At 51.0% G+C, this 17,099-nt stretch carries 12 protein-coding genes and 1 pseudogene; 3 read left to right on the forward strand and 10 right to left on the reverse strand.

Annotated elements, in window-relative coordinates; translation table 11 throughout:
- The first annotated feature begins 187 nt into the window (after positions 1-187).
- Positions 188-1,183 carry a hypothetical protein gene (locus tag ACZRKZ_RS19580; RefSeq protein WP_463982479.1) on the forward strand — a complete coding sequence of 332 codons (996 nt, stop codon included), beginning with the start codon at positions 188-190 and terminating at the stop codon, positions 1,181-1,183.
- A gap of 217 nt (positions 1,184-1,400) precedes the next feature.
- Positions 1,401-1,817, forward strand: coding sequence for a hypothetical protein (locus tag ACZRKZ_RS19585; protein WP_463982480.1), 417 nt, complete (start codon positions 1,401-1,403; stop codon positions 1,815-1,817).
- Between the two features lie 377 nt (positions 1,818-2,194).
- On the opposite strand, the gene ACZRKZ_RS19590 is transcribed toward ACZRKZ_RS19585, so the two are convergent.
- The 9 genes and pseudogenes from ACZRKZ_RS19590 to ACZRKZ_RS19630 form a co-directional block, all read right to left on the reverse strand.
- Positions 2,195-3,829 (reverse strand): anti-phage dCTP deaminase, encoded by a 1,635-nt coding sequence (locus tag ACZRKZ_RS19590; RefSeq protein WP_463982481.1) that lies wholly within the window; start codon positions 3,827-3,829, stop codon positions 2,195-2,197.
- A 48-nt stretch (positions 3,830-3,877) separates the two neighbouring features.
- Entirely contained in the window at positions 3,878-4,045 is a 168-nt protein-coding gene (locus tag ACZRKZ_RS19595; RefSeq protein ID WP_463982482.1) for a hypothetical protein, read from the reverse strand.
- 540 nt (positions 4,046-4,585) lie between these two features.
- Positions 4,586-6,124: pseudogene (locus ACZRKZ_RS19600) on the reverse strand (IS3 family transposase).
- A gap of 526 nt (positions 6,125-6,650) precedes the next feature.
- The gene (locus ACZRKZ_RS19605; protein WP_463982483.1) at positions 6,651-8,996 is read right to left on the reverse strand and encodes an ATP-binding protein; all 2,346 of its coding nucleotides are present in this window, start codon (positions 8,994-8,996) and stop codon (positions 6,651-6,653) included.
- A 2-nt stretch (positions 8,997-8,998) separates the two neighbouring features.
- On the reverse strand, positions 8,999-10,450 hold the full coding sequence (locus tag ACZRKZ_RS19610; protein WP_463982484.1) for a metallophosphoesterase family protein: 1,452 nt from the start codon (positions 10,448-10,450) through the stop codon (positions 8,999-9,001).
- 482 nt (positions 10,451-10,932) lie between these two features.
- On the reverse strand, positions 10,933-12,051 hold the full coding sequence (locus ACZRKZ_RS19615; protein WP_463982485.1) for a hypothetical protein: 1,119 nt from the start codon (positions 12,049-12,051) through the stop codon (positions 10,933-10,935).
- Entirely contained in the window at positions 12,048-12,614 is a 567-nt protein-coding gene (locus ACZRKZ_RS19620; RefSeq protein WP_463982486.1) for a hypothetical protein, read from the reverse strand. Before ACZRKZ_RS19620 ends, ACZRKZ_RS19615 begins: the two co-directional genes overlap by 4 nt.
- A 275-nt stretch (positions 12,615-12,889) precedes the next feature.
- The gene (locus ACZRKZ_RS19625; protein WP_463982487.1) at positions 12,890-13,510 is read right to left on the reverse strand and encodes a hypothetical protein; all 621 of its coding nucleotides are present in this window, start codon (positions 13,508-13,510) and stop codon (positions 12,890-12,892) included.
- 28 nt (positions 13,511-13,538) lie between these two features.
- Positions 13,539-14,576 carry an ImmA/IrrE family metallo-endopeptidase gene (locus tag ACZRKZ_RS19630; protein ID WP_311097043.1) on the reverse strand — a complete coding sequence of 346 codons (1,038 nt, stop codon included), beginning with the start codon at positions 14,574-14,576 and terminating at the stop codon, positions 13,539-13,541.
- 482 nt (positions 14,577-15,058) lie between these two features.
- Here ACZRKZ_RS19630 and ACZRKZ_RS19635 point away from each other — a divergent pair, with 482 nt between their 5' ends.
- On the forward strand, positions 15,059-15,712 hold the full coding sequence (locus ACZRKZ_RS19635; protein WP_311097041.1) for a sce7726 family protein: 654 nt from the start codon (positions 15,059-15,061) through the stop codon (positions 15,710-15,712).
- Between the two features lie 181 nt (positions 15,713-15,893).
- Here the strand turns inward: ACZRKZ_RS19635 and ACZRKZ_RS19640 are convergent, their stop codons facing one another.
- Complete coding sequence (locus ACZRKZ_RS19640) at positions 15,894-16,901, reverse strand: beta family protein (protein ID WP_463982488.1); 1,008 nt, start codon at positions 16,899-16,901, stop codon at positions 15,894-15,896.
- Positions 16,902-17,099 lie beyond the last annotated feature (198 nt).

The raw sequence follows: 17,099 nt of genomic DNA on the forward strand, positions 1-17,099 counted from the left end.
CGAAGTGGGGATAGGGATAGCCGCGAGAAGCTGGAAACCCTGCACCTCCCGCAAATCATCAAAAGCGATCTTCATAATGACTGCCCCGCGCACTGGATGTGCGCACAGGCTGGTTGCATAACCACTATCTGGCAGATTAATATCATACTTCGTGGTAACGTCTCGCCCATGAATTGTGGAGTAGTCCATGTCCTCATCGCTCAAAGCAACTCACGAAATAAAATATCTGGACGAAATCAAAAGTCTTTTCGCTATTGATTTTGAAGGACTATTGACCAAGGAAACATACAGCCATCCCCTGCGCTCATATCATTTGATCAGGTCAGAAGCACGGTGTCAGTTTCTCAAGAAAGGCAGCCGGTGCGGACAGGAGCATTCACATGGTTTCGCAGTGGTATGCAAAGGCGGGCAGCACGTTTTAATCGGTAAATGCTGCGCCTTTAATCACCTAGGTATCGATGACGATCAAGTTACAAATACGTTTCGCGAATTGTCCTCCGCAGAACGCATGTCCATTCGCAGCCACAGAATAAGTGAAATGCTTGGACAGAGGTCTGAACTTATTTCTCGTATTAAAGGTGCTCTCAAACAGCTGCGTTCGCTACAGCTAGACGTATATAAAATACACGACGCATTTCCACCTTCGGTTATCGAAAACCTAGTTGAGCGCTGGCGTCGTGATTCCCTCCAGGTGACATGGGAATACCAGATCACCAAAAAGGACAAAAATGCGAAAGGCAAGGATGCGACCGAACGCCGGTGGTATCCGCATATATGCGGTTTTATAAAAGGACTAGGTCTTTGGCTGGACTTGGATTCACAAAAATACCAAGAAAAATTGTATGCATTTCTACATCAGGTCGAAGCCCTACCTACAAAAAAAAACCTATCCAAGGCTGAGCTGAACGCCTCTGAGGCCGTTTTCCGAGAGCTTGGCGCAGTCTCAGTTATTGAACGAGAGATCGGTAATCAACAAAAAATGCTCGTTGATTTCCTTGAACCCACCAACCTGCTCTTGACCGTGCAGCTGGTTAAAAACCAGGCGCTGAGAGCAAAGAATGTCGAAGCGGTGCAGCAGCTCACTTCGACGTTGCACGGAATACGCCCTGACCGTTTTGTGGCGATACTTGATCAAGATCTAAAGCATCACTACGGTGCGACAGGCATACGTATCGCATCGTAATTAGAAGTACCGTCACTGCGCCAAACTAGTTAAAGAGATTTGTTTTTACGTGCATTCAGGGTTGGCGAAGTCGTGACATTGGCAAGAATTGGCCAGATGTTCGGAGCTGCGATATCAAGGCGCCGAACGTAGCGAATATATACCCGCTATCTAATTTCCAGTTGTAATCATCCGTGCCGATAACGGATGTGAAGATAATCAAAGAGGAACCTCATTCATGGCATTCGAATCACAAGACAGCGCTGCGCTAAATGCTGCAAGTCAGGCTGGTATAATTATGAAAGGCAACGACATCGTTGATCCTTCCCATATCCTCTCCACTATGATTTGTCCGCGAACTCTAAACACCAGCGAGCCAGCTACCATCTTAGCCAACGCAATTGAAGCTTTGGACAGGTTTGCGGCCGGAACGACTGTTTGCGTAGAGGTTGAGGGGTCGCAACCCGTCCCTTCATTCATTAAAGAAGCAATAGACAAACTGAATGGCTTCCCAGCAAAGGTTGTGGTCGTTTGCGACGGAGCCTCTACACACGCACCAGGTCCGCTACTAGACGATGACTTGTGCCAAGCCGTAAAAGATTCGAGCCCCGGCGGCGCATTGTGGCACCCCATAGCGAAAAAACCGGTCTGGTAATTTGCTTATAACGAGAATCGTTAGATTGTTTTCCTGAGTTTCCGCTTATACACAGGCATCTCTCGGACCGATAATAAAGGTTAGCCATCCACTCTCACGTAGAGGCGGATGCTAGCCAAGGGGGTAGCTGGAGGTTAACCGGAGCAACCACTGAGGCCTCAAGAGCTCCGGCCTATCTATTTACAAACGCTTCGACATTTATAGGATTCTGCGTTAAACCTACTTCGTAGCCTACGAAACGTCTGAAAACTGACTCCGAATACTAAAAGTTAGTCCCCAGCCTTCTTGGCCATACTCGATAGGCGCCAACCTTAATGCTTGAACGCCTTAAAGAGCTTCAGCCCGTCACGAATGAGTTGAAAAAGAGCTGAATATATTTATTGATTAGGATATTCGCCACTGTCCTCTAACCCCTTGAGAGCGACCTTACTCTCTACATCTAGGTAAGAATCTAGGTATTCGTGAGAAATCAGCGAAGCATCTTTACCAACTATACGTACGGCTTGACCCCTACTATCTTTACGGCGATGGCTAAATGCGAACAACGTAGTATAGCGAGTCGGGGAAACACCTTGAAAGTTTTCAAATAAAACTTTCCCCGAGGAGGACTCGTCCACTGAAATGGCATCGGAATGCAACTTCATCGCTAGGCTTTTCTCATAGGGCTCAATATACACTACACGCGAGATCCCAGAAGCAATGATATGTCGAGCACAATTATGGCACGGATAAGTAGTTGTATACATTACTGAACCCAGAGTAGAAACTTTTCCACTTCGAGCGATATTAAGGATTGCTTCCATCTCTGCATGAATCGCCCGAGAATACTCAATAATCGATCCAAGTGCAGTGATCTCAAGGATTTGAGTGGCTAATTTTGACGCATCTGCCGAACTTAAAAGAGATTTTTCACCGCTAATCTTTGCGGTTTCCCCGACAGCTTTGGCTGGTATGAGTACAGGCGAAGCTTCATCCACCATTTTTGTACTAAGCTTCGCACTGGTTTTTAATTTGGATAGTATCGCAACAATATCTTTAGCTAATCGTTGCTTCGTATCATCGTTGTAGCACTTTTTACCATGTACTACACAGCGTTGGTCATTTTCGGAATCTTCGTTGTAGAGCCCCCCGCCTCCAGCAGGAACGTCATTCCAACCGACAGAGATAACATCACCCGAGATATTAGCAATGGCGGCGCCGACTTGGCGGCTTAGGCATGCTGATTTTAAAGAAGCTGCATAAGCTGCGTACATACCCGCTTCGTCCCGGGTAGGTGTAATCCCATTCTCACCGTGGACCAATCCGACAAATCTTTTGCACGGCTTAGTAATATTGCCAGAGCTCTTCAAGCTATGTTTGACGAAATAATCGGATTTGTGGATCGTCTTTTCCAACTGCTGCCCATGAGTGACATTATCTTTCCGGTCACGCTCAACTAAGTTCTGCGCGTCGACGGGGCTCAAACCCTCCGATTGCAGATATTCTAAACGAGCATTCTGAGGGCTCATCACGCCTACGAGAAAGAAAGCATTTCGATAGGTGAGACGAAACAGTTCTACTTCTGCCGGGTGTTTAAGCTGATCGACGATATAGACCGCCCGAGGAGGGACTGCATCACCGCTCTCGTTCATTTTTACTTGACGATTGGCAGATATAAATTTTATGGCTTGAGTGGCTAACGTATCATCTGTGAACTTATCACGGATTGCATTACCAAGATCCTGAAGTGCGGTATAGCGTGAGAAAAAATCAAGAGCCTCAATCGATCCAATATCCGGACCAACCTCAGAAAGATTGTCATGCTTTGCTGCAAGCTCTTTGATCAGACTACTTACCTTGACAATAGTCACCTCGTAAGAGAATGCACCAAATTGATCTTTTAGTTCGGAAACTACGTCTTGCAAATTGCAACCAACTGCGCCGCACACTCCAATCACAATTTCATTAGTGCGACGAGACTTGATTTTTTCTTTTAAGTTTTGGTCCCTGTCAGCGTAATTGCTTTCTGACATCCCTGTGTTAACAATACTCTTAACTATCCCTGTCGCCATTATTTAAAACTACCAGTCAAGTTTTTTAGCGCGCTCAGCAATTTGTATGATCGCGTGTTGGTATTCTTTTTGCTTTCTACGCTGCGTGAACGCGTCCGAGAAAATTACGGAGCGGTGAGGCTCCTCACCGCGGACGACCTTGGCCACAGGTTTTTCAGCGCGCTCTTCAGTTCTCATCGGCGAAGTTTCCTTAGTTTTAGTGTCCAACTGAGCTTTCGCTATACCGACATAAACTCAAGATTAGACCATACAGAAATTTTATCTAGTCTAGCTTAGCGTTTACCGGTAGGCTGGCGCCGCAGCGCCAGCCTACCGGAAAACGCTAAGCTGTCAATGGCCGCTCATCAAACACCGCAAACGGTACCACAACCGAACCCAACACCAGGTCTTTACTAAGCCATCACACGTCAAAGTGAATTGACGGCTACAAGCCGCTTTCTAAACCTGTTTTTCAGCCGCGGTTTTGGTGCTGTGAAACCTTCGCGAAAACTCGCGTTAATCGACAGAAGATTCGTATTAAGTACCTCGACTGGGGATTCCATGCGCACTTGGACAGTGATCTCTCACTGATCCGACCCAAGCTCAGGCAGGCAGCAACACAGGATTATTCACTACCATCGACCTCTTTTCTCGAAGCTAAGAGGTCGTCGTGGAGCGTATATCCATGCGTAAAATCCGAGAGGTACTACGGGGGATGCGGACAAAAACTTGGACTGGTTATGCTGCGAAGCCCAGGCTTTCACGATACTCAATGGGACTGAGCGCGCCGAGGGAAATCTTTATACGTTTTTCGTTGTACCAGCGAATGTATGAATCCAAGGCCTGAATGAACTGCTCGATGCTCGTTGACTGCCAGTTGCGAGGATAGAACAGCTCCGTTTTCAGTCGGCCGAAGAAACCTTCACAAGCCGCGTTGTCAGGTGAGCAGCCTTTGCGCGACATCGAACGAATCAGCTTCGCATCAGCGATGCGCGATAACCAGCCGGGCCAGCGGTAGTGAGCACCTCGATCGGAGTGAACAACAGGCCGTTTATCGTTGCTGGCCACCGTTTCGACAGCGGCATCCAGCATAGTGTTCACAAGCTCGGCGTCGGGACGCGTACCGATCGACCAACTGATTACCTTCCCATCGAAGCAGTCGATCATGGGGGACAGGTACACCTTGCCAGCCGGGATCTGGAACTCCGAGATGTCGGTCAGCCATTTCTCATTCGGAGCTAGGGCCGTGAAGTCGCGGTTGAGGAGGTTTTCCGGCGCCGGACTGATCTCCCCGAGGTAGGAACCGTATCGACGCCGTTTCGGCTTGGCGACGACTAGGCACTCCTGCTTCATCAAGCGCTGCACCACCTTCTCTGAAAGGCACACACGCTGCCTGCTCAACGAAGCTCGCATCCGACGGTAGCCATAGCAACGATGATTGCGCTCGAATATGTCCGCCATGGCACGACGCACTTCGGTGTATTTTTCCGCGACCTGCATTCAGGCTCGATGATAGAAATAGGAGCTTCGGGCCAAGCCCAAAGCGTCAAGCAGCTCTAGCAAGGAGTACCTCTGCCTTAGGGCATCAGCCAGCAATGTCTTCTCCCGATTGCTCAGGACTTGCCGGTTGATGCCCGTCTCTTTTTTTATGAGTTCATTCGCCCTCATCAACAGGTCATGTTCAAGCTGCAAACGGCGAACATCGAGCTGGAGAGATTCGAGTTGCCGCTGCAACTCCTCTCGTTCCGGTGACGATGAGGGTTTAAGCCGACACTTCATGGATGGGGATACCTCTGGGCCGAGTAGCTGGTTTTTCCAGTTGTACAAGGTCGGCCTGCACACGCCCAGCTTTTGAGCCAGGGCTTTCGCACTTTCTTTTCGCGTGCACAGCGCGATGACCGCTGCCTGCTTCACCGCTGGCGGCCGGGCTAACCCGTCTGATCGACCGACAATACGCGTATACAACTCGGGGGGCATTTCGTAAATCCAGGCACGCAACGAATCCCGCGCGGGGTAGCCCAACGCCTTGATGGTAGCGGCGATGTTGCGACCGTATTCGAGATAGTGCCCGACAGCCTTTTCCCTTTGGGCCAGTGAGTACTTCGACGTCGAGTTCTCGTAGCCACGCGGCAGGTCGAGGCATCGTTCATACGATGCGTGCCAGCTCTTCAAAGAGTTCTTCGTCGGATAGCCCAACTGACGAATCGTTGTCCCGGTTCGCTTGCCCAGTTTGATGTAGAGCTTGACCGCTAGGATACGGTCTTCGTATGAATACATGAACTACCTTCAGGTAGTCCAAGACTTCCGCCGCATCCCCCCAAAAGCTCACCACTCTTATCGTTGCTATTAGTCATAAACATAACCGTTTGCCTATCCCTTATCGTAAGGGGGAAACGGTGTCCTGTCTTTCATGGGGCTCGTTCACTGCACGACCCGGTTGCCCTTGCTTCAACAAAGACAGCTCTCCACCTGCACGACTCCAAATCTCCATTTCTGACGGACCAGACGGATACAGTTCTGATAGAACGCTTTCCAAAGCACGGGGTGTTGCCGCTGACCGAAAACTGACCCAGTGGGTCAATTCGGCGTCGGCGTCAACAGCATCTCTCGAATAGTTCGCCTTGATCAAATCCTGAGCGCAGACGGGGGGCTAAGTAAGCTCGATGTCGGCATGAGCTAGATCTCATAATGCCTATCGGCCAAGCCTGACCCAACTTCTTGGGCCAAGTTGTCTGTCTGGATCTCTCAGTCCCAAAGCAGAGCAATTAGATCCTTGGCTTTGGGTGTGCCTAATAGCAGTTTGCTATGCCGGCTCTCTAATGGAGCCTGTCGCCAACGGTTCATGGTGCATGAGTAGATCGAACCTCACGTAAAACTCGACCGGCCCATCCGTCACCTTGAAACATTCTGTCAACGCCGATGGTACTGGGACAAGAATACGATTGTTGGCGACTATGGTCGTCGTGGTTAACGCACTACCACCCGCATCACCGGCGTTTCGCAGCCCTCGAAGCTCGATGTCGTAATACAGGCTTATTCCCGAATTTGCTCCCGAGAACAAGTAGACAATGCGACGCCCAGCCCATGCCACTTGGGTCGAGTGTGGCCATTTGAAGAACTCAAGCTCTTGCTGGAATAATCGATCAGACAGTGCCAAGAACATTTTGTAATTGTTGAGATGTGGCAGCTCTTGATCTGTCGTCAATAAGCGCTCATCAATGCTGGTGTCGAGTCGCAAAATTGGCGAGCCTGCGACCGGAGCCGCGACGGCTTGACCAGTCGCTGCAGGTACTGCCGCGCTTATGACATCTGGTAAAACCTTCTCAACCGTTCCTACTTGGCGCGGGGTTACATGCTGGGTCTGCACGGCCGTCGCTGCCACAGCCGCTTTCAGAACCTGGGTGATTTCAACCTTGCCGCTCAAATAATCGGCAATCAGTGGTTCTAGAGCGCCGTTATCCTCGCGATCGAGCCGGTATAGCTCTCTCTTGCGCTCCAGCGAGCGCTGCAGGGCATCAAGTCCAGACCGCTGAGAGCTGGGCACGAAAGACTGAATATGCGAGTAGATATGTACCCTTACCAGATCCTTGGTGAAGCTCTCCAAAAGGTCAAAGGATGTATGGATGTGGCTGAGTATCGCTCGCAGGGGCGCCCATTTTCTGGATAGCGTGAGTGTCACCTGATCGCCAAGAATCTTGGCGATCAGGGGCACGCCATGAGTGATATCTGCCCAAATGATCTTCACATCGTCGAGCATATAGTCGTTCCGCAGTACCTTCGCCAGAGCGAACGTCAAACTCACCTCATCACGCGTAAGCTCGCTAGGCCCGTACTCTTTCGTCACCGTTGCATGATTGGGGATGCTCGGGACTTTCAGGATCTGGCTCAGATACCGCCGCTGCAGTTCGCGACGAGGTTGATTTTGGCTGATCCGAAGCAGCGGTATATCTGAGCCTGAAAACATTTTGATCAGATCAGGGTCGGTACCTTCATAGGACTGCATCTCAATATTTGCAAAATGAGTCTGCAGCATGCCCAATTCGATCTGATCCTCCCCATCTTGCACCTGGATTTTTATCCGCGTCGCTAAATCAGTCCTGTTTGAATTCACCGCATACTGTTGAAACGCGGCCAAGCTGTCCGCTATAGGGTGGACTGCGAGTAGCTCAGTGAGATGAAGCTCCAGTGGGGGAAAGATCCTCGAAGCCTCTGCAATCGACTCGCGAGTTAACGCCTCACGGCCTGCGGTAGGCACCAGAAACGGCAAATCCGCAACCCCGCCTAATTGATAGGTGCTGGCAACAGGGAGGGGCGCAAGACCAAAGCTGGAACGCAATCCCATTATAGAACCCATGCCATTGCGAAGGCACAGCGATCCCTTGATTGGAGTACCGTCAAGGCAGAACTCAGTGCATACGACGCCAACGCCGATATTGCCTGAGATGTAAGCTTCCAGTTCGAATGTCAGCGCGTCCGCTTGCACTTTGGTTTTGCCGATGGACTGCCACCCACTGATGCCAATCGATGCCATTTGATCCTGTTGACTAACCAGCTCATCGTTGATGAAAACCGGAACAGGAAGAAATTTGACGAACTGACCTACGTACGCTTTCAATCCCAGCAAATCGAGCTGCGTGTTCCCATCCAGTGTCGCCAGGATGCTCGTACCAATCGGTGTTGACTCGTCGAGCTCCTCGAAAGTGATGCAGTCCTGGCCAATCTTGAGGTTTTGTTTTTGTGCTGTGGTGCGATAGCCAACCTCGTCGGTTGATGTGCGAGTGGTGACGCTGAGTTCAGCGCACACGCCGAAGTTGGCCATCGCGCCTATGCCAAAGGTACCAATTACGCCTGCTTTACGTGCGCTCTCTGTATTCTTGCCAGAGGAGCCAGCTCTCCAGAAGTTGTCTCGCAACACGGATTCGGACATCCCGATCCCGTCGTCGGTTATCGAAATCGTCCCGGGAGCCACCTTGACCTCGATCAGGTACTCGGTAAGCGGCCGGCCCTCTAAGTCGGCCCGCATGAGAATGGCGTCATAGCTGTTCTGAACATTTTCTCGCACCATGGCGAATGGCGAGTCGTAAATCTGCTTTGAGAGAATCTCAAGCACACGATCAGTCTCAACCTGAAAAGGAATACTCGTCGACATGTTCACTTACCTTTCAGAGTCGCTTCAGATATTTGGATACGCTGCTGAACAGCCAGCTCTGGGCATTCCCGCGCAAAGCTTGAAGAAATCAGCGCCCGAAGCGAAGCCCAATCACACAAGGCTTCGTAGGCGTCACATAGCAATAAAAAATCTGCAGTAGAGGAGGGAGGGCTAAACAGGTTGATAGCCTCTTTCCAGTTCTCTGATGCCGCTAATGCAGTAGCAGCAATCTGCCTAGCCCACGGATCACTCAGGTGCATCCGAACCAGTTCGAAGGCATCTACAGGCTGGCCTTGATGGATAAGTTGGTCTGCCTTACCGGCAGCGTCGAAGGCTGAACGCCCCTGCGCCTTCCGCTGTGCGAGCTTAAACTTCATGGAGCTGCCGCCGAATTCGGCAACATGACCTCGCTCCCAGATAGGCGAGCTGAAGTCCGAGTTGGTCATGGCCCTTACGTGAATCGTACCGACCCCTTCGTCTTGGTCCAGCACAACGAGGTTGTAGGCCCTCATCCGTCCACTGGGCAGCGAGTGGGGGCCACCGCAAAGTGTGCCAGCGCTGATCACGGATATATGGCGATGACTGTCTGCGGAGAAACGGTTTTCAAGGAGTTCAGGGCGGTGCTGGTGGCCATGCATTCCGATGGAGCAGTTCGCATCCATAAGGTGCCGCAGAAATCCGGACTCGATATAGTCATTCTCCTTGGGCCCACCCTGAATGCTGTGGTGCCAAACGCCTATGATCAGGCGACCATCCTTGACTATGGGATTGGCTTCATCCATCGCCCGCGTGATGGCTTCTACCGAAATATGGCCTGTGCGATTATAGAGATCGTTGTCATGGCAGCTCGAAAAACCCACGATGCACACCCCGAGCTTTGGGAAGTCGTGTGTCGAGTATTGCTCCTCCGGCACGAGTGAAAACTTTCGTCCCCCGTTGTAGAAGCGCTCGTAAAATTTCGCATACGGTTCAAGGCGCTGGTTGTAGAGCGTCAGGTTTGCAATCCTCAGCACCTCAAATGCATCGAGGTTTAACCTTAAAGTTGACTCGGGCTCCATCAGCTCGCGGGCAAGTTTTTTCTTCCCTTCGGCATCCTCGGGCATGGCAACAGGTACCAGAGCCCTGCTGACGTGAGGCATGCTGATGTCATGGTTGCCTGGTACCAGAATGACGCGCTCCCTGTCGCCACCAAAAAAACGATCAGCCAGCCCTGTTAACGTTTCATACGCTTCGTCGTACTGTTTTGCGAGCTGGGTATCACCGTCAGTATCGGTGCCTCTAACGCCATAAACGATATCGCCGCTGATAACCGCAAGGTCAGGCTTGGGAATCCCTTCATTAGCAGTGTACCGATCCATATCCCGGCCAAGCGAGGACAGCAACGTCGCTGTCCGGATACGGCTCTCAGCGTCCCTGTGTAAGTCCGACAAATGCATGATGGTGGTCGTAGGCATAACATTGATCCGCGATTCTAATTCAGGGGATGAGTCACAGAGTTGCAGGTTGCAGACGGTATTTTGTCGTCCGGGTTGCAGACGGGACTCGAATCTCATGCCTTCGGAGTGTTGCAATCCTACCAATCAGCTCGGTATGAACGAATGCAATATTTGGAATATTATAATCGCACGACCCGGCTCACAAATTCTGATGAGATTTCGGGGTCGAAAGGCAACGTCGTCCCTAGCGTATCCCGCTGATGCCAATGTTTGAGGACGAGGTCAAAGCTCTTTTGCTCCGCGCTATGCGAAACAACGGAATCGAGATGCCGGCGTCGGATCTTCCTTACCAAGCTGAAACTTATGAACAGCTCATTCGTGTCGTGCGTACACCACGAGAGATAAAGCGAATGATTGGGACAGCTGAAACCCAACCCCGAATCGCAAGTCTGCAGGTGGGAATTTGGTCAACAGCCGTTACGTCCCCGCGGCGCAGTTCATCACGCAAGAAACTGCCCTGACTCGTCGATGAAAAGCTCCCCTCGCACAGCTTCTACCTGGCGGATGAACCACACGGCGTTTTCATTCTTCAGATGAACCGTGTCCTTGAGTAGGTTGATCAAATCGTAACGTGGGTGCGCTCTGAGGCAATTGCCGACATAGCGATAATGGTTCAGGTTTATTTCATTCTCTAGCACTCGCTCGATCAACACGGCGTGCGCGCGACGGTGTAGCGGGTTGCTCGATTTACTTAATTGATACAGTAATTGTTCTTGGTTGATGTCTTCGCAATCTATGGCCCTGATCACAGCCGACTCAGGAAAAGACTCAAAGCTTTCGCTGAACACTCTCGGGATCAGCGCAGCTAGCTTGGGGGTCGCAACCATCTCTTCGAAAAGTTCGGGATGGTAGGATTTGACGCTTTTAAGGGCCGTTAAGACCTCTTCCTTTCGACCATCGTCAGCTGAGCAATGGTTAAGGACGAAATCGATGGCCAGTTCAGGAATCCTTGCCAGCATACCTGGAGCAAAATGACTGTCCCAATGGCGATACGCCACATGGGACACAACATAAACATCAAAAGGAAATGAGTGCGCGCCGGTATCGATCTGGATTTGCGAATGTGTTTCTCGTTGCCAGGCTGCATAGAGCCGGAGCACTTGCTCTAGGTAAATCTGCGGAAGTGAAAAAGACGCACGGCTTAAAAAATCAACGATGCTGCGCATTCCGCCTGGTTTTGCTTTGGCGACTGCAGCTAGGGCATCTTGGACTGCTTTAGGTTGCATCTGTCCTTTGAAGCGGCTCCAAATTTCAGGGATGAGCGTATCGGGCGCACTATCTAGATACGCCATGTGCTCCAGAGCAGGAATTACATGAACATTGTCGAAGGTGGGCGGTAAGTCGGCGATCAAGGCCGGCAGCATTGTTACCCCGTGGCGTGCAATGAGCACTCGCCAGCCGATGTGGTGATGGCCTGCTGCGATCCATTGTCTCGCAGTTTCATCATCAATATCGGGCGATACGACTTCTTCCAATTTGTGGTGGTGGGTTTTACCAGGCCGGGCGAAGGCGACTTTTTGGAATTCCGCGACCCATCTGTCCCCCAGATCTACGATCACGTACGCCAGCAGCTTTGAGCGTCCGGGCTCATATTGCCAAATTCTGCCAACAGAACGTCGAACGCTCGATCCTCGCCGCAGTCCAAAATCACCTGATTGATGTCGAGCCAGCCGCTGGAGCCTCGCGAAATGACTTCATCAATGATGCGGCCATAGTTTTGCGCGATCGTCATTGCCAATGCTGCGTTGGAGCGTCGCTTGGCGGCGAGCTTAAGCTTCCAGGGAGCATCTCTGTACAGATCGTCAAGTCGATGGATACCCCATCGCGGTATTTCATGGCTGCAGGCAAGCGCGGTGGCCAGTGCTTCTTCCCAGGTGATTTTGCCAGCTGACGCCATCTGCTCCAGCCAATCAACCCAGTTAGCACCGCCTGTTCTGGCAATGGCGTCAAGGAGATACTCCGTCCCTGGTGAACCTAACCATTCGCAGACGATGCCTCTCTGGGCAAACAGGTCCGTGATTTCCAGTGCGTGTACCCATATTGGCTGGGCCGCTTTTTTCCGGTATAGCTCGCTTAGAATATCCAGAGCTTGACGCAGGTACTGTGGTCTCTGGCTTAGCAAACTAGCGAGCGCAGCCCGACCTCTAACCGCCAGGCGAGGGTCCGAAAACGCTCGATCCAAGGCAGATACAATGGCCGGGTGTGGTTGCTGCAACCCAGTACTGGCATCAAACTCGGCTGCGAGACCACTACATTAGATATAGAAGGAAGCAGCGTCAGAGGGGACCAGGATCACCCAGCTCAGAAAATCGAACGCTACGAGCTTCATTCAACCAAGTTCGCTATCGTGCTGTAAACGGATATCGAGATCACCTTGCGAGGAAGACCAAGTCTCCCTCACTTACGCTCGACCCTCATATGGGGAGCATACTTTCCACCTGTGGAGGAGCGTAGATTTTCCATATAGCTTTCGAGCCCAGCTCTAACGCATGCGTAGTCATTAGGCGCAGCCCGCCCAAAAATGATGCTCAATGCAGTGTCAACCTCAGGTCTCGCTCGGATTTTTTCCGACACAACGGCGAGGCCCACACATTCCAAAATGAGAAACAGCGCTTCCTCAAGGCAAATCAAACGGGCCCAAAGCGCATCGATCACAGGCTCATCATCAACCTGGGCGAGAGCGACGAATGCTCTCTTGTCGCCACTGATTACTGAATCCTCTTCGGCTTCATGCAGCGCAGCAAACAACGCTGCTTCTCCAGAATCCAAATCAGGTCGATTCAAGCCGAGTATGGGATTCGCAGTATCAGCTACCACGATTACTTCCGATGCAGCGGCGATCAATTGGTTGGCGAGTTCAAACGCTTCAACCGAGCCCAATCTGGATAAAGCGGAAGCCGGGTTGGCCAACTTGAGTTGGAATCGAAGCTGAGGGAGGACAGCGAATCCTTCAAGCCCGCATCCCAGAGCCATAGCCAGCTCATTTAGCAGATGGTATTGGCAGATTTTGCGGGCCACGTCGCTGTCGAGTAAGTACAAGGAATACCTACCCCCCAAATCCTTGGATGAACAAAACATGTTCCTGGTTTTCTTCGCTCAGCGATTCTAAGACCGTGTTAGCCCTGAATTTTTGCTCCACAAGCTCAATGGCACCAATCGGGTTGGGTATAAAGTTGAGTGCTTGGTTGGCTCTGGCCCAGTCATCATGCTCCTTGGCGTAAGAAAGAATCAGATGACCCGGATCAATCGCGTGCGCTCGACCAACCGACATCGCGCTCGATGCGAGCGTCGCAGCAGAATCTGGACGACCCATTTCACGTACGGGGTTGGGGTGCCCGTTTCTCAATAAAGCGAGAGCAAATGCATCAGCCTCACGCTCTTCGCCATCCTTTCGAACCACCTGGCTGCCCAGGAGGGTATCGGTAACACCAGAAATGTCCTCATCAATAAGGACACCATTATCCTCAAGGTGGCCGCATAGAATGTGAGCCAACTCGTGGGCCAAAACAAAGAGCTGCCTGGAGTGCTGAGCGGTATTGAAGCCCAAAATGATTGCAGGCCGACCGTCTACGTTCACCGTCATTCCGGTCATACGTTTTGTGTTTTTTGGCATTCCTTTTAAAAACAGAACTGGAATCCCACAGAACCAACATAAGTCCAAAAGCCCCTCAAAATCGACAAAGGTTTTTTTCGACTCAGACAGCACCAGCGCACGAATAGCCAATGGATCTGCTTGTGGAGGTTCATACGGTATAGACGTGCAGAAAATTGCTAGCCTCGCTAGAGCTATGCCCAAGCTGGCAGCTATGTTCAATTCTTCTTCATGGGTGTCACTACGCCGTTTGTAGCGCGCCTGTGGCGCTGCCATTTGGATCTCCAGCGCTCCGTCTTGACCAAACTGAACGTTCAGACCCAACCGCTGCTTCAAGATCATCGCGAACTGGAAAGCGCCCGCACTCGTTTTGAAAAGACTGTTATCCCACCAATCAGGCAACAGTTTCTCTACATAGGGACGTGGGTATCCAGCTGCTTTCAAGCTATCAAACGCAGATTTCACCGTTATTGGAGTCGTGGCCTCACGCATTGCATCCTCCTATAACGCATTTTTCGAAAATCATTTTCCCATACTCGCTCGACGATGGGCGAAAAGCAGGTCCGCTAAGCGACGAGCGTGTTCTTCACTTCCGTCCCAGACAACACCTAGGGCATCCATTAGGACATGGGAAGTTGCAGGATTGACGGGATCAACCACAATTGAAACATTCGCATAAATGCATAGCTGACGGATGGTTTTCGTTAGTCTCTTGGGTTGACCGAACAGATTGCGATAGATCTGAGACTGAGAAATTCCTGTGAGCTTAGCTATCCCGGCACTGGATGTCACACCTTGGTCAGCAAAGAATTTCTGAAGATCTGAGACTACCTGCGCTGTAGATTTATGCATATTCATGCAACAATATTAGCATATTTGCATAAAATTGAAGATGCTCAGGTATCAATCAAAAATGCCTAATTGGGTTATGCTGACCCGCTTTTTTGGCGCCCTGCCAAATTCTGGGACATGAAATGCGCGAAGCCGAGATAAAACGAGCTCTGGCACTGCACCTCAACAATTTGCCGGAAAATCTTCCTGGCTCATTCCTTGAAGAGGTCGAGCTAAGCGGCGGTGAGATACGTGCCGATCTCGTGCACGTGATGGATATGCACTGCTATGAAATCAAAAGCGAAGCGGACACTCTCAAACGTTTGATTGGTCAGGGGGCTCGTTACGCACGAGTTTTCGATCGAGTTACGCTGGTAACTGCAGAACGACATTTGAAGAAAGCCCTGCCGATTCTTCCCTCTTGGTGGGGAATTCTCGTCCTACCGGACGAAACCACAGACAAATTCAAACAAATCCGATCAGCCAAACCGAACAAACGACACGAACCTGATGTGCTTGCCACACTGCTCAAGCGTGATGAGGCTCTTCACCTCCTCGATAAGCTTGGCCAGCTACGGGGATGGAAAAGTAAAAGCCTTTACCAGATTCAAGCCCATATCGCCCAGATACTGAGCCTTGATGAATTAAGGCACCATGTTCGAGAGTATCTTCTTAAGCGGGTCGGTCTTTCTCGATCTATCCACTGCCAAGAAGAGCTTATCGTCGAGCTCGAAAACCTCACGACGGATCTGCCCCCTGCCGACCTGTACGAAAAAGCCTGCACTCTTTCTATCTAAAAGGAGGGGAACACCCCTCCTTCTATATGTAAAGAACTCACCCTTTGCGCGGAAAGCTTCCAGCAGGCATAAGTCAGGAATCTGACCACAGTGCGACAACACGGTTCTTAGCTCTCGGGGAATGCGCTAAACGTATCGATCTTCGCGCCGTGTAGGCCAGGTCAGTACTGCTCCTTCACCACTACCGCAATGTGATGACTCCAACCTTCCGTGATGTGGTAATGACCACAGCGTTTCTTGGTAAGCAGTACAGTGGGGTCTGCGCGCTCAGCCAAGAGCTCGTCACCAAATGAATATGTCGGTCCTTTAAAATCAGCCGCATAAGCGTTGACCATGATTTCAGAAATAGCGACAGAGTCCGTTTTTTTTTACCGTCGGCACGCAGAATGAGCCAATCATTATTCCGCGTATAACGGATTGCCACTCGTGCGCCTCGCCGCGTTAACGCCTCTTCAGTCCAAACGGGAGAAAGAACTCCGTAATCGCTGAAGCCGATTTTCATGCCAGGAGCTGCGGCATTGAGGTCACTCCAGAACGACCAATCTCGCCGGTTAAAAACACCCACCCCTGTTTTTACCGCCGCTAGGCTTTCAGGGTAGGCACCTGATGCGACATGGATGCTGGTGAAGCCTAGCTGTTGAAACAGCGACAACTCGGTGGAAAACCGTTGAGTATCTGCGTTTGTCCATGTTTGCGGAGCGACACCGAGATCGATGATCAAACTCATCCGCAATCCATGAGCAGTTAAGGCGTTGTATGCCGTCGTAACATTGGCCAGGTGATCAGCGGTGATTGATAGCGCAGCTACCCGTAAGCGCAGTGCCGCTTCACCAAAAGAGGCTGCCAAGGTCTGGAGTGGTACACCAAGCCCTAGTACATCGTAAGGATTGAACACAGGAACGATCGGGAGGCCCAGCCCGTTTGCCGAGGCCAGAAATTCATGGAACTCACGCTTTCGGTTCGCCGTTAAGACTCCTTTAGGATCGGCATAATCGACCATTGCCGAACTGCCCCACGTGCCGTGAAATGCGCCCATGAGATTAATGTGTTGGGCAGAGTCTCTGACTTCTACGCAAGGAAGCACGTGCCTCCCTACGTCAGCAGCTACTTTTTTTAGCGCCTTCTGTTCGTAGGATTGCCATTTAATGATGGGAATATACGGGGGATGGTCAGGGAAATTTATCGCCATGCTATTACCGCTCCTTGGTGCACCTTGGTGGCAAAGAAATATCACGGCGCGCTAAACATTGCCATCGTCTGATCGTCTATTGCTCGCCCCCAAATCTAATTCTTGTGACAGTCGAATTGCACTGCTAATCAATCACGACGGCAAGAGCCCCCTATAGCCCACTTTTGTCGCTGGCAAGCGGCTCCATGTAGGCGCTTA

The organism is Pseudomonas sp. c313 (assembly GCF_055407145.1).

What these genes read in the sequence shown, in the direction of transcription:
- ACZRKZ_RS19580 (WP_463982479.1), top strand. Translation starts at nt 188, where the DNA reads ATGTCCTCATCGCTCAAAGCAACTCACGAAATAAAATATCTGGACGAA.
- ACZRKZ_RS19585 (WP_463982480.1), top strand. Translation starts at nt 1,401, where the DNA reads ATGGCATTCGAATCACAAGACAGCGCTGCGCTAAATGCTGCAAGTCAG.
- ACZRKZ_RS19590 (WP_463982481.1), bottom strand. Translation starts at nt 3,829, where the DNA reads ATGTCAGAAAGCAATTACGCTGACAGGGACCAAAACTTAAAAGAAAAA.
- ACZRKZ_RS19595 (WP_463982482.1), bottom strand. Translation starts at nt 4,045, where the DNA reads ATGAGAACTGAAGAGCGCGCTGAAAAACCTGTGGCCAAGGTCGTCCGC.
- ACZRKZ_RS19605 (WP_463982483.1), bottom strand. Translation starts at nt 8,996, where the DNA reads ATGTCGACGAGTATTCCTTTTCAGGTTGAGACTGATCGTGTGCTTGAG.
- ACZRKZ_RS19610 (WP_463982484.1), bottom strand. Translation starts at nt 10,450, where the DNA reads ATGCCTACGACCACCATCATGCATTTGTCGGACTTACACAGGGACGCT.
- ACZRKZ_RS19630 (WP_311097043.1), bottom strand. Translation starts at nt 14,576, where the DNA reads ATGCGTGAGGCCACGACTCCAATAACGGTGAAATCTGCGTTTGATAGC.
- ACZRKZ_RS19635 (WP_311097041.1), top strand. Translation starts at nt 15,059, where the DNA reads ATGCGCGAAGCCGAGATAAAACGAGCTCTGGCACTGCACCTCAACAAT.
- ACZRKZ_RS19640 (WP_463982488.1), bottom strand. Translation starts at nt 16,901, where the DNA reads ATGGCGATAAATTTCCCTGACCATCCCCCGTATATTCCCATCATTAAA.